10 protein-coding genes are annotated in these 12,017 nt (G+C 67.1%); 5 read left to right on the forward strand and 5 right to left on the reverse strand.

The window, feature by feature from the left end; translation table 11 throughout:
* Positions 1-312: 312 nt before the first annotated feature.
* The gene (gene msrA, locus EV216_RS13255) at positions 313-969 is read left to right on the forward strand and encodes a peptide-methionine (S)-S-oxide reductase MsrA (RefSeq protein WP_424511186.1); all 657 of its coding nucleotides are present in this window, start codon (positions 313-315) and stop codon (positions 967-969) included.
* On the opposite strand, the gene EV216_RS13260 is transcribed toward msrA, so the two are convergent.
* Together EV216_RS13260 and EV216_RS13265 are read right to left on the reverse strand one after the other, a co-directional pair.
* Entirely contained in the window at positions 966-1,826 is an 861-nt protein-coding gene (locus tag EV216_RS13260) for a ribokinase (RefSeq protein ID WP_132696016.1), read from the reverse strand. The two genes, msrA and EV216_RS13260, sit on opposite strands and share 4 nt — an antisense overlap.
* The gene (locus EV216_RS13265) at positions 1,826-4,084 is read right to left on the reverse strand and encodes an NADP-dependent malic enzyme (RefSeq protein ID WP_132696017.1); all 2,259 of its coding nucleotides are present in this window, start codon (positions 4,082-4,084) and stop codon (positions 1,826-1,828) included. The genes EV216_RS13260 and EV216_RS13265 overlap by 1 nt, the downstream gene beginning before the upstream one ends.
* 160 nt (positions 4,085-4,244) lie before the next feature.
* Between EV216_RS13265 and mutS the strand changes: the two genes are divergently transcribed.
* Positions 4,245-6,872, forward strand: a complete 2,628-nt coding sequence (gene mutS, locus EV216_RS13270; protein WP_132696067.1) for a DNA mismatch repair protein MutS — start codon at positions 4,245-4,247, stop codon at positions 6,870-6,872.
* Here the strand turns inward: mutS and EV216_RS13275 are convergent.
* Together EV216_RS13275 and hrcA are read right to left on the reverse strand one after the other, a co-directional pair.
* A complete protein-coding gene (locus EV216_RS13275) occupies positions 6,869-7,414 on the reverse strand; it encodes a nucleotide exchange factor GrpE (protein WP_132696018.1) in 546 nt (181 codons plus the stop codon). The genes mutS and EV216_RS13275 overlap by 4 nt on opposite strands.
* A 3-nt stretch (positions 7,415-7,417) precedes the next feature.
* Positions 7,418-8,458, reverse strand: coding sequence for a heat-inducible transcriptional repressor HrcA (gene hrcA, locus EV216_RS13280; RefSeq protein WP_290442766.1), 1,041 nt, complete (start codon positions 8,456-8,458; stop codon positions 7,418-7,420).
* 149 nt (positions 8,459-8,607) lie between these two features.
* Here hrcA and rph point away from each other — a divergent pair, with 149 nt between their 5' ends.
* Genes rph through hemW form a run of 3 tightly spaced genes read left to right on the forward strand, consistent with a single transcriptional unit; the run spans position 8,608 to position 11,089 of the window.
* Positions 8,608-9,324 (forward strand): ribonuclease PH, encoded by a 717-nt coding sequence (gene rph / locus EV216_RS13285; protein ID WP_132696020.1) that lies wholly within the window; start codon positions 8,608-8,610, stop codon positions 9,322-9,324.
* A gap of 3 nt (positions 9,325-9,327) precedes the next feature.
* Positions 9,328-9,936: an RdgB/HAM1 family non-canonical purine NTP pyrophosphatase gene (rdgB, locus tag EV216_RS13290; protein WP_132696021.1), complete on the forward strand. Its 609-nt coding sequence runs from the start codon at positions 9,328-9,330 to the stop codon at positions 9,934-9,936.
* Positions 9,926-11,089, forward strand: coding sequence for a radical SAM family heme chaperone HemW (hemW, locus tag EV216_RS13295; protein WP_132696022.1), 1,164 nt, complete (start codon positions 9,926-9,928; stop codon positions 11,087-11,089). Before rdgB ends, hemW begins: the two co-directional genes overlap by 11 nt.
* A 6-nt stretch (positions 11,090-11,095) precedes the next feature.
* Here hemW and EV216_RS13300 read toward each other — a convergent pair whose 3' ends face one another.
* Entirely contained in the window at positions 11,096-12,010 is a 915-nt protein-coding gene (locus EV216_RS13300; RefSeq protein ID WP_132696023.1) for a ParB/RepB/Spo0J family partition protein, read from the reverse strand.
* Between the last annotated feature and the right edge of the window lie 7 nt (positions 12,011-12,017).

Below are 12,017 nucleotides of genomic sequence, written 5' to 3' on the forward strand. Positions count from 1 at the left end.
GTGGCAGAAGTCCCGGCCCGGCCGATAATGCCGGACAATGCCGGGCCATCCGGGATAACCCCCGGACCTCGACCCTCTTCCGGTATCAAACCCCTTGTAACCCCCTGTCAGAACCACCCGTAACGACACACAAGCCGACCCGCCGGGGGCGCTGCCCCCGGACCCCCGGGGTATTTCAGCCAAGAAGAAGGGGGAACCGGGTGTGCCCGGATCACCTGTGCCATCCGGATGCATGGTCACGGGCTTGTGGCTTTCGGGACGGCCTGAACCGGGCTTATCCTTTCGTCGCGAAGGAGGCCGGGAAAGATGCGCATGCGTGACACTCTCAAACCGCTGCTTCTGGCGGCAGCAATCGTTCTGGGCCTGGCCGTCAAGCATCCGGGGGCGCAGGCGGGCGAGATGCAGACCGCGATCGTGGCGGGGGGCTGTTTCTGGTGCGTCGAGGCGGATTTCGAACGGGTCGCGGGGGTGGAGGAGGTCGTGTCCGGCTATACCGGCGGGACGGTGGCGAACCCGACCTATCGACAGGTCACCGCGGGCGGCACCGGGCATTACGAGGCGGTCCGCATCGTCTATGACCCGCAGGTGATCGGCTATGAGCAGATCCTGTCGCTTTTCTTCCGCTCGGTCGATCCGACCGATGCGGGCGGCCAGTTCTGTGATCGGGGCGAGAGCTATCGGACGGCGGTTTTCGTCTCCGATCCGGCGGAGCGGCGGATTGCCGAGGCCGCCAAGGCCGAGGCGCAGGCAGCGCTGGGGCAAGCGGTGGTGACGCCCATCCTGGAGGCCGCACCCTTCTATCCGGCCGAGGAGTATCATCAGGATTATTACCGCAAGCGGGACATCGTGATCACCCGATACGGCCCGAAATCCAAGGCCGAGGCCTACAAGCTGTATCGCGAGGGCTGCGGGCGCGATGCGCGGGTTCGCGCGCTTTGGGGCGATGCCGCGCCCTTTGCAGGATCCTAGGCGCGGGCGAGGAATGCCTCGACCTCGGCGCGTGGCGGCATCGCGTCGGCGGTGCCCGGGCGGGTGACCTGGATTGCGGCGGCGGCGCTGGCATAGCGCAGCGCCTCGGGCCGGGTGAGGCCTCGATCCAGCGCCGCGACGAGCGAACCTATGAAACAGTCGCCCGCCCCGGTGGTATCGACCGGGGTCACCGGGAAAGCGGGCATCGAGAGGGTCTGGCCGTCGATCCGCCAGATTGCGCCGCGCGGGCCATCGGTGACGATGATCTCTGGCCCGTCGATCCGGCCCGGTGCGGCGCGCATCTGGGCGTCCTCGACTGCGTTGAGCACCAGAAGCGACAGATGCGGCAGGACCGCGCCCAGCGCCGCCAGATCGAAGGGCGCGGCGGAATAGACCACGCGCAAACCTGAAGCCGTGGCCAGAGCGGCCGCCTCGGCCTGGTGCGAGGTTTCGTTCTGGAGGAGAAGCGTGTCGCCCCGCCCCGCACCCGCCAGCGCGTCGGCGATCCGGCCTGCATCCTGCCGCATGTTCGCACCGGGCAGGATCACGATGGCATTCTCGCCATCGGGTGCGACGTTGATGATCGCATGACCCGTGGGCGCGTCGCAGATCGCGATGTGATCGGTCTCGACCCCGAAGCGCGCCAGCCGTTGCACCGCCCAGTCGCCCTCCGCGCCGACCGCGCCGATATGGACCACGCGGGCCCCTGCCCGTGCCGCGGCGACGGACTGGTTCGCGCCCTTGCCGCCCAACCCGCGCGTCAGGCCGGTGGCGGCAAGGGTTTCGCCCGGCGCGGGCAGATGCGGGACCGCGTAGACATGATCCGCATTGATCGAGCCGAGGCAGTAGACCGTCACTAGCCGACCTCGCAAGCGGCCAGCAGCGCCATGTTCAGGATGTCGTTCACCGTGGACCCGGTCGAACAGATCTGGATCGGCTTGTCGACGCCCGCAAGGATCGGGCCGATCACAGTTGCCCCCGCCATTTCCTGCATCAGCTTGACCGAGATCGAGGCCGAATGCCGGGCGGGCACCACAAGGATGTTGGCGGGGCCCGAAAGACGGCAGAACGGGTATTTCGCCATCGCCGCGGGGTTCAGGGCGACATCCACGGTCATCTCGCCATCATACTCGAAATCCACCCCGCGCCGGTCCAGAACCCGCGCCGCAAGGTGCATCTTGGTCGCCCGTTCCGACACCGGATAGCCGAAGGTCGAGAATGACAGGAAGGCCACGCGCGGCTCCAGCCCGAGGCTGCGCGCAACATCGGCCGCGCGCTCGGCGATGGTGGCAAGCTCCTCTTCCTCGGGCCATTCATGGACCAACGTATCGGCCACGAAGACGATCTTGCCCTTGTTCAACAGCGCCGTGACGCCGACCGCCCCATCCTCGGCCCTTGCGTCGAAGACATGGTTGATGAGGTCGAGCACATGGGCCGATTTCCGCGTCGCGCCGGTCACCAGCGCGTCGCCATGGCCATGCGCCAGCATCAGCGCCGAGAACACATGCCGGTCGCGCTGGGCCAGCCGGTTGATGTCATGCGCGTCGAAGCCCTTGCGCTGAAGCCGTTGGTAGAGGAAGGACCGATAGGCCTCCAGGTGGCGCGTATTGGCGGCGTTCACCACCTCGATCTCGCGACAGGCATCGCCGAGGCCCGCCTGGTCCAGCTTTTCCTTGACGTCCGCCTCGCGGCCCACGACCAGCGCCTTGCCATAGCCCGACCGCTGATAGGCGACCGCGGCGCGCAGCACCCGTTCATCGTCGCCCTCGGCAAAGATCATCCGCGCCTGCGCCGCCTTGGCCCGAGCCGCGATGCCCGACAGCACGGACGCCGTGGGATCCATCCGCGCCTTGAGGTTGTGGCGATAGGCGTCCATGTCCACGATCGGCCGCCGCGCGGCGCCGGTATCCATGCCCGCACGGGCCACCGCAGGCGGGATCGTGTAGATCAGCCGCGGATCGAAAGGCGTCGGGATGATGTAGTCGCGGCCAAAGCTGAGCTTCTTGCCATAGGCCATGGCAACCTCGTCGGGCACATCCTCGCGTGCCAGTTCGGCCAGCGCCTCGGCGCAGGCGATCTTCATCTCGTCATTGATGGCGCGGGCATGGATGTCCAGCGCGCCGCGGAAGAGATAGGGAAAGCCCAGGACGTTGTTCACCTGGTTGGGGTAGTCGCTGCGTCCGGTGGCCACGATGGCATCGGGCCGGATCGCATGTGCCTCTTCGGGCGTGATCTCGGGATCGGGGTTGGCCATGGCGAAGATCACCGGGTTGTCGGCCATCGCGGCCAGCATCTTGGGCGTGACCGCACCCTTGACGCTGACGCCCAGGAACACGTCGGCGCCCACCATCGCCTCTTCCAGCGTGCGGGCCTCGGTGCGGGCGGCATGGGCCGATTTCCACTGGTTCATGCCCTCGGTGCGGCCCTGCCAGATCACGCCCTTGGTATCGCAGGCGATGCAGTTGTCGTGCCTGGCCCCCATCGCCTTGATCAGTTCCAGACAGGCGATCCCGGCCGCCCCTGCCCCGTTCAGGACGATCCGGCAATCCTCGATCTTCTTGCCTGTCAGGTGCAGCGCGTTGATCAGCCCCGCGGCACAGATCACCGCCGTTCCATGCTGGTCGTCATGGAAGACGGGGATATCCATCTCTTCCTTGAGCCGCTGCTCGATGATGAAACATTCCGGCGCCTTGATATCCTCAAGGTTGATGCCGCCAAAGGTCGGCCCCATCAGCTTGATGGCGCGGATCAGTTCCTCGGGATCCTCGCTGTCCAGTTCGATGTCGATGGCGTTCACGTCGGCGAACCGCTTGAACAGGACCGCCTTGCCCTCCATCACCGGCTTGGCGGCCAGCGCGCCCAGATTGCCCATGCCAAGGATCGCCGTGCCGTTCGAGATCACCGCCACCATGTTGCCCTTGGTGGTGTAGTCATAGGCGGTTCCGGGTGCGTCCGCGATCGCCTGCACCGGCACCGCGACGCCGGGAGAATAGGCCAGGCTCAGGTCGCGCTGCGTGGTCATCGGCTTGGTGGCCACGATCTCGTATTTTCCCGGAACGGGCTCGATATGGTAGCTCAGCGCCTCTTCGGGGGTGATCTTCGACTTCTCGGCCATTCCGGGCGTCTCCTCCTGCTGGTTCTGCCTCTTATCCCTCTGCGGGCCGCGTCTCAATAGACGAGGTTTTCCGGCTTTCGTGGCGGGGGCGGGGTTTGTAAGGTCCGGGTTCGACAGACCGGGGGACAAGGTGAGCGCAGAGGCCGAAACCGTCACGCCGATGATGGCGCAATATCTGGAAATCAAGGCGGCCCATCCCGGGGCGCTGCTGTTCTACCGGATGGGCGATTTCTACGAGATGTTCTTTGACGATGCCGTGGCCGCGGCCGAGGCGCTGGATATCGCGCTGACCAAACGCGGCAAGCATCAGGGACAGGATATCCCGATGTGCGGGGTGCCGGTCCATTCGTCGGAAAACTACCTGCTGACGCTGATCCGCAAGGGGTTTCGCGTGGCGGTCTGCGAACAACTGGAGGATCCGGCCGAGGCAAAGAAGCGCGGGTCCAAGGCCGTCGTGAAACGCGACGTGGTGCGGCTGGTCACGCCCGGCACGCTGACCGAAGAATCCCTGCTGGAAGCGCGGCGGCACAACTTTCTTGCCGCCTTTGCCGGGGTGCGCGATGCGGGCGCGCTGGCCTGGGTGGATATCTCGACCGGCGCCTTCCGGGTGACCGACTGCCCCCCTGTCCGGTTGGGTCCGGAACTGGCCCGGCTGGCGCCTCGCGAGGTGCTGTTGAGCGATCCGTTCGAGCCGGGCTGGGCCGAGATAGTCACTGAATCCGGCGCCGCGCTGACGCCGCTATCGCGCGCCAGCTTTGACAGCATCTCGGCCGAAAAGCGGCTGGCCGCGCTGTTCGGGGTGGATACGCTGGACGGCTTTGGCAGCTTTGGCCGGGCCGAGTTGTCGGCGATGGGGGCGCTGGTCGACTATCTGGAGATCACCCAGAAGGGCAAGCTGCCGCTGCTGCGCCCGCCGGTGCGTGAAACCGCGGGCGGCAGCGTCCAGATCGACGCGGCGACACGGCGGAACCTGGAACTGACCGCTAGCCTGTCGGGCGGGCGTGACGGCAGCCTGCTGCACGCCATCGACCGCACCGTGACCGCGCCGGGCGCGCGGCTGCTGGAACGGCGGATCTCCAGCCCCTCGCGCGATCTGGCCACGATCCACGCCCGGCTGGCAGCGCTGCGTTTGCTGGTCGAGGATGCGGGGCTTTGCAATGCGCTGCGCGATGCGCTGCGGAAATGCCCCGACATGGACCGCGCGCTGTCGCGCCTTGCGCTGGACCGGGGCGGCCCGCGCGATCTGGCGGCGATCCGCAACGGTCTGGCGCAGGCGGGCGCGGTGGCCTTGCACCTGTCGGGCGATCTGCCGGGGCTGCTGGCCGAGGCGCGGGCGGCGCTTCTGGGCCATGACGACCTGCACGATCTGCTGGACGCCGCGCTGATCGCCGAACCGCCGCTTCTGACCCGCGATGGCGGCTTCATCGCACCCGGCCATGATGCCGACCTGGATGAGGCGCGCAGCCTGCGCGACGAGGGGCGCGGGGTGATCGCGGCGATGCAGGCCGAGTTCACGAGGGAAACCGGGATCGGGTCGCTGAAGGTCAAGCACAACAACGTGCTGGGCTATTTCATCGAGGTCACCGCCACCCATGTCGAGCGGATGCTGTCGCCCCCCCTGTCGGAACGCTTCATCCACCGCCAGACCACCGCGAATGCGGTGCGGTTCACCACGGTCGCGCTGTCCGAACTGGAAACCCGCATCCTGAACGCGGGCAACCGGGCGCTGGAGATCGAAAAGCGGCTCTATTACGGCCTGAAAGCCGCCATTCTGGCCAAGGCCGGACCGGTCGCACAGGCCGCCGCGGCGCTGGCCGAGATCGACCTTGCGGCGGGGCTGGCCGATCTTGCCCGGGGCGAGGACTGGTGCGAGCCCAAGGTGGATGACAGCCGGGCCTTCGAGATCGAGGGCGGGCGCCATCCGGTGGTGGAGCGGGCGTTGCGGCGGCAGGGCGGGACACCCTTTGTCGCCAATGACTGCGCGCTGTCGGATGGTGCGGAGGGCGCGGCGATCTGGCTGCTGACGGGGCCGAACATGGCAGGGAAATCGACCTTCCTGCGCCAGAACGCGCTGATCGCGCTCTTGGCGCAGGCGGGCAGTTTCGTGCCTGCGGCCCGCGCCCATATCGGGCTGGTCTCGCAATTGTTCAGCCGGGTCGGCGCGTCCGACGATCTGGCGCGGGGGCGGTCGACTTTCATGGTCGAGATGGTCGAGACGGCAGCGATCCTGAACCAGGCCGATGACCGCGCGCTGGTGATCCTGGACGAGATCGGGCGCGGCACCGCGACCTGGGACGGGCTGTCCATCGCCTGGGCCACGCTGGAACATCTGCATGACGCGAACCGCTGCCGGGCGCTGTTCGCGACACATTACCATGAACTGACCCCGCTGGCGCACCGGCTGGCGGGGGTCGAGAACGCGACCGTGGCGGTGAAGGAATGGCAAGGCGACGTGATCTTCCTGCACGAGATTCGCAAGGGGGCGGCGGACCGGTCCTATGGCGTGCAGGTCGCGCGCCTGGCCGGTCTGCCCGAGGCCGTGATCGAGCGCGCCCGCGCCGTGCTGGACACGCTGGAACGCGGCGAGCGTGAGGGCGGGCGGCCGCAGAAGGCGCTGATCGACGATCTGCCGCTGTTCTCGGCCATACGCAGCGCGCCACCCGCTGCTGCCCCGAAAGGCCCCTCGCCCCTCGAAGAAAAGCTCGCCGGGCTACATCCCGACGAGCTGACACCGAAACAGGCGCTGGAGCTGATCTACGAACTGAAGGCGCTGGCCCGCGGCGATTAGGACGCGGGCGTAGAGGACACGCCGACCTGCGCCGGGCGCAACAGCCGGTCATGCAGCATGAAGCCGACGGTCATCACCTGAATGATCTCGCCCGCCTTTGTGCCCGGCACCGGCGCCTCGAACATGGCCTGGTGCTGCTGCGGGTCGAACGGGTCGCCGGGTTCGGGCGAGATACGCTCGATCCCGTGCTTGGAGAACACGTTCAGCAATTCGCGAAGCGTGAGTTCCACACCTTCGAGGAACGCCTTCTGCGCCTCGCGCTGTTCCTCGGTCACGATATCCAGCGCGCGCGACAGGTGGTCATAGACCGGCAGGATGTCGCGGGCGAACTTGGCCCCGCCGTAATTCTCGGCCTCGCGCCGGTCGCGGTCGGCCCGCTTGCGCGAGTTCTCGGCATCGGCCAGCGCCCGCATGAAACGGTCGCGCAGCTCGTCGCGCTCGGCGCGCAGGGCCTCGATCTCGGCCTCGGGCGCCAGCCCCTCGGCCGCGGCATCCTCGGCGATATCGTCGATCTCGATGTCGGTCTTTTCTGGTTGTGCCATGCCTTATCCCTTGCCCCGGTCGGAAATCAGCTTTCCGACCAGCTGTGCCGTATAGTCCACGATGGGCACGATCCGCCCGTAGTTCAGCCGGGTCGGCCCGATCACGCCAACGGCTCCGATGATCTTCCGGTCAGCGTTCATATATGGAGAGACCACCAGAGAGGAACCCGAAAGTGAAAAAAGCTTGTTTTCGGAGCCGATGAAGATGCGCACGCCCTCGCCTTCCTCGGCAAGCTCAAGGAACTCGACGATGTCGCGCTTGCGTTCCAGATCGTCGAACAGGGTGCGGATGCGGTCCAGTTCCTCGGCCTCGGCGCTGTCGGCCAGCAGATTCGCCCGGCCACGCACGATCAGCCGCTCATGCGGCTCGCCCTCGTTCTCCCAGACGGCCAGTCCGGCCTCGACCATCACGCGGGCCAGTTCGTTCAACTCGCGGCGACGGCGCGCGATCTCGACCTGCATCACGTCGCGCAACTCGCTGAGCGTCTTGCCGGCGGCCAGGGCGTTCAGGAAATTCGCCGCCTCGCGCATGGATGAGGGCGTCTGGCCCGGCGCGGGCTGGAAGATGCGATTCTCGACATGGCCATCGGCAAAGACCAGAACCGTCAGCGCCCGGTCGGGGGCAAGGCTCACGAACTCGATATGCTTGATCGGCGCCTCGTATTTCGGCGCCAGGACCAGCGACGCCCCCCGCGTCACGCCCGACAGCGCCGCGCCGACCCGGTCCAGCATCACGCCCACATCGCGTTCGTTGCTGCCCAGCGTCGCGTCGATCTTTTCTCGATCCTCGCTCTCAAGCTCGCGCATCTCCAGCAGGCCATCGACGAACATGCGCAGGCCCAGTTGCGTCGGTATCCGCCCGGCCGAGACATGCGGGCTGTCCAGCAGTCCCAGGAATTCCAGATCCTGCATCACGTTGCGGATGGTGGCGGCGCTGACCTTCTCGCTCATGCTGCGGGTCAGCGTGCGCGAGCCGACCGGATCGCCGGTTTCCAGATAGCCCTCGACCACGCGGCGGAACACCTCGCGCGAGCGGTCGTTCATCTCGTCGAGAAGTCTCGGGGTTTCGGTCACCTTGGGCAGCTTTCCTGAGAGGCGGAGCAATTAAAGGACAGGTCGCGCTTGCGTCAATCGGGCTTGCATCATGGCCCCTCTCATGGGAGCAAAGCGCCGAACCCGAGAGAGGATATCCCATGCGCCCGTCTGGTCGTGATGTAAGCGAAATGCGCCCCGTTTCAATCGAGACCGGCGTGACGAAACATGCCGAGGGCTCCTGCCTGATCCGGATCGGCGATACCCATGTGCTGTGCACAGCCTCGCTGGAAGAGCGCGTGCCCCCCTTCATGAAGAACTCGGGCCTTGGCTGGGTGACGGCGGAATACGGGATGCTGCCGCGCGCGACCACGACGCGGATGCGGCGCGAGGCGTCGGCGGGCAAGCAGGGCGGGCGCACGGTGGAAATCCAGCGGCTGATCGGGCGGTCCTTGCGGGCCGGTGTCGACCGGGTGGCGCTGGGCGAGCGGCAGATCACCGTCGATTGCGACGTGATCCAGGCCGATGGCGGCACCCGCTGCGCCGCGATCACCGGCGGCTGGGTCGCGCTGCGGCTGGCGGTGAACAAGCTGATGAAGACCGGCGAAGTGATCTCGGACCCGATGACCGATCCGGTCGCGGCGGTGTCCTGCGGGATCTATGCCGGGCAGCCGGTGCTGGATCTGGACTATCCCGAGGACAGCGAGGCGGGCGTCGACGGGAATTTCGTGATGACCGGCTCGGGTCGGCTGATCGAGGTGCAGATGTCAGCCGAGGGCGCCACCTTCACGCGCGAGCAGATGGACAAGCTGCTGGGGCTGGCCGATGCCGGTGTCGCCCAACTGGTCGCGGCGCAAAGGGCCGCGGTCGGAGCCTGAGCGATGCGCCGTTTCACGGGCAACCGGCTTCTGGTGGCGACCCATAACCGGGGCAAGCTGGAAGAAATCGCGCATCTGCTGGAGCCGCACGGCATTTCCGTGGTCGGCGCGGCCGAGATGAACCTGCCCGAACCCCCCGAGACCGAGGACAGTTTCATCGGCAATGCCCGGATCAAGGCCCATGCCGCCGCCAAGGCCACCGGCCTGCCCGCCCTGGCCGATGACAGCGGGCTTTCGGTCGATGCGCTGGGCGGTGCACCGGGGGTGCATACGGCGGATTGGGCCGAAACAGGCTCTGGTCGCGACTTCGGGATGGCGATGGAACGGGTCTGGCGCGAGCTTCAGGCGACCGGGACGCCAGCGCCCTACTCCGCGCGGTTTTCCTGCACCTTCGTCCTCGCCTGGCCCGATGGGCAGGACGAGGTCTTCGTGGGCGAGGTTCCCGGCCGCATCATCTGGCCCGGCCGCGGCGATCAGGGCCATGGCTATGACCCGATCTTTCAGCCCGACGGGTTCGACGTGACCTTCGCCCAGATGGACCGTTGGGAAAAGAACCGGATCAGCCATCGCGGCCGCGCCTTCGAAAATCTGGTGCAGGCCATTGGCGGCTGAGGACTGGCAGGCAGGCGGCTTCGGGCTGTATGTCCACTGGCCGTTCTGCCTGTCGAAATGCCCCTATTGCGACTTCAACTCCCATGTCGCGGCCAGCATCGACATGGACGCATGGCAGCGCGCCTACCTGTCCGAGATCCGCCGCATCGGCGCAGAAACCGGCCCGCGCACGCTGAACAGCGTCTTTTTCGGCGGCGGAACGCCCAGCCTGATGGCGCCCGATCTGGTGGCCGCGATCCTGGACACCGTGCGCGCGATCTGGCCCTGCGCGAACGACATGGAAGTGACGCTGGAGGCCAATCCCGGCTCGGTCGAGGCGGGCCGGTTCGCCGGGTATCGCGATGCGGGCGTGAGCCGGGTATCGCTGGGCGTGCAGGCGCTGAACGATGCCGACCTGCACCGCCTGGGTCGGTTGCACTCCGCCGCCGAGGCGCGCGCCGCCTTCGACATCGCGCGCAACACGTTCGAGCGGGTCAGTTTCGACCTGATCTATGCAAGGCAGGACCAATTGCTTGCCGATTGGCAGGCGGAACTTGGTCAGGCGCTGGCGATGGCCGTCGATCACCTGTCGCTTTATCAACTGACCATCGAGCCCGGGACAGCCTTTGGCGACCGCCATGCGCGGGGCGGATTGCGCGGCCTGCCGGATGACGACCGCGCTGCCGACATGTATCTGGCAACGCAAGAGATCTGCGCCGCCGCCGGGATGCCCGCCTATGAAGTGTCGAACCACGCCCGCCCCGGGGCGGAGTCGCGGCACAACCTGATCTATTGGCGCTATGGCGATTATGCAGGTATCGGCCCCGGTGCGCACGGGCGGCTGACGCTGGGCGGGCGGCGCCTTGCAACGGAAACGCCGCTTTCCCCCGCGGACTGGCTGGCGCGGGTTGCCCGCGACGGGAATGGCGAGGTGCCTAGGGCCGCGCTTTCCCCGCAGGAACAGGCGACCGAATACCTCATGATGGGGATGCGGCTGACCGCAGGGCTATCCCTTATGCGGTATCAGCGCCTTGCCGGGCAGCCGTTGGACGCCAGCCGGATCGCAGGGCTTGAGGGCCTGGGCCTGATTCGATGCGAGGGCGACCGCCTGCAGACCACCGATGCCGGGCGCGCGGTGCTGAACGCGGTGATCCGCGAGCTTCTGCCGGACTGACCTGCCCTAGCTGAAATCGCTGCCGCGCGCCGAACTCAGCGCCCCGCAAAGCCGGTCCAGATCGTCGAGATTGCGATAGCCGATCACCAAGCGCCCCGAGCCGTCGGCGGAATGCTCGATCGAAACCTTCATCCCCAGATTGGCCGACAGATCCTGTTCCAACGCGCGGGTATCGGCATCCTTTTCCGCCGCGCCACCCGACTTGCGCGGCGCAGCGCGCGGTTCCGTCGCGCGTTTCGCCAGCTTCTCGGTCTCGCGCACCGACATCGCGCCGGCGATCACCTCGCGCGCCATCCGCGCCGGATCCTCGGTCGTGATCAGCGCGCGCGCATGACCCGCGCTCAACCGACCCTGCCGCACATGGTCCAGCACCTCGTCGGGCAGATGCAACAATCGCAACAGGTTGGCGATATGGCTGCGGCTCTTGCCCAATGCCTCGGCCACCTTGTCCTGGGTGTGGCCGAACCGGTCCATCAACTGCCGGTATCCCATCGCCTCTTCGACGGCGTTCAGATCGGCGCGCTGGATGTTCTCGATGATCGCGATTTCCAGCACCTCGATATCGTCGAGGTCGCGCACGATCACCGGAACCTCATGCGTCTGCGCCATCTGGCAGGCCCGCCAGCGCCGTTCGCCCGCCACGATCTCGAATCGCCCCTCGGTCCGCTTGCTGGGGCGGACGATGAGGGGCTGAATTACCCCCTTCTCTCGAATCGAGGCGGCGAGCTCCTGCAACGCCTCGTCCGAGAATTGCCGCCGCGGCTGATCGGGATTCGGTTCCAGCAGGTCGAGCGTCACGATCTGGTCGGGCTTGCCGCGCGGCGCCTCGCCCCGCTCCGGCACGGGGTCGATCTGCACATCCGCCATCAGCGCCGACAGACCCCGGCCGAGGCCCCGCTTGCCCGTGTTCTTCAGGGTCATCGGCAAT

Origin of the sequence: Rhodovulum steppense, from assembly GCF_004339675.1 — a bacterium.
GTDB classification, from domain to species: Bacteria; Pseudomonadota; Alphaproteobacteria; order Rhodobacterales; family Rhodobacteraceae; genus Rhodovulum; species Rhodovulum steppense.

What these genes read in the sequence shown, in the direction of transcription:
- msrA (WP_424511186.1), top strand. Translation starts at nt 313, where the DNA reads ATGCGTGACACTCTCAAACCGCTGCTTCTGGCGGCAGCAATCGTTCTG.
- EV216_RS13265 (WP_132696017.1), bottom strand. Translation starts at nt 4,084, where the DNA reads ATGGCCGAGAAGTCGAAGATCACCCCCGAAGAGGCGCTGAGCTACCAT.
- mutS (WP_132696067.1), top strand. Translation starts at nt 4,245, where the DNA reads ATGATGGCGCAATATCTGGAAATCAAGGCGGCCCATCCCGGGGCGCTG.
- EV216_RS13275 (WP_132696018.1), bottom strand. Translation starts at nt 7,414, where the DNA reads ATGGCACAACCAGAAAAGACCGACATCGAGATCGACGATATCGCCGAG.
- hrcA (WP_290442766.1), bottom strand. Translation starts at nt 8,458, where the DNA reads ATGAACGACCGCTCGCGCGAGGTGTTCCGCCGCGTGGTCGAGGGCTAT.
- rph (WP_132696020.1), top strand. Translation starts at nt 8,608, where the DNA reads ATGCGCCCGTCTGGTCGTGATGTAAGCGAAATGCGCCCCGTTTCAATC.
- rdgB (WP_132696021.1), top strand. Translation starts at nt 9,328, where the DNA reads ATGCGCCGTTTCACGGGCAACCGGCTTCTGGTGGCGACCCATAACCGG.
- EV216_RS13300 (WP_132696023.1), bottom strand. Translation starts at nt 12,010, where the DNA reads ATGACCCTGAAGAACACGGGCAAGCGGGGCCTCGGCCGGGGTCTGTCG.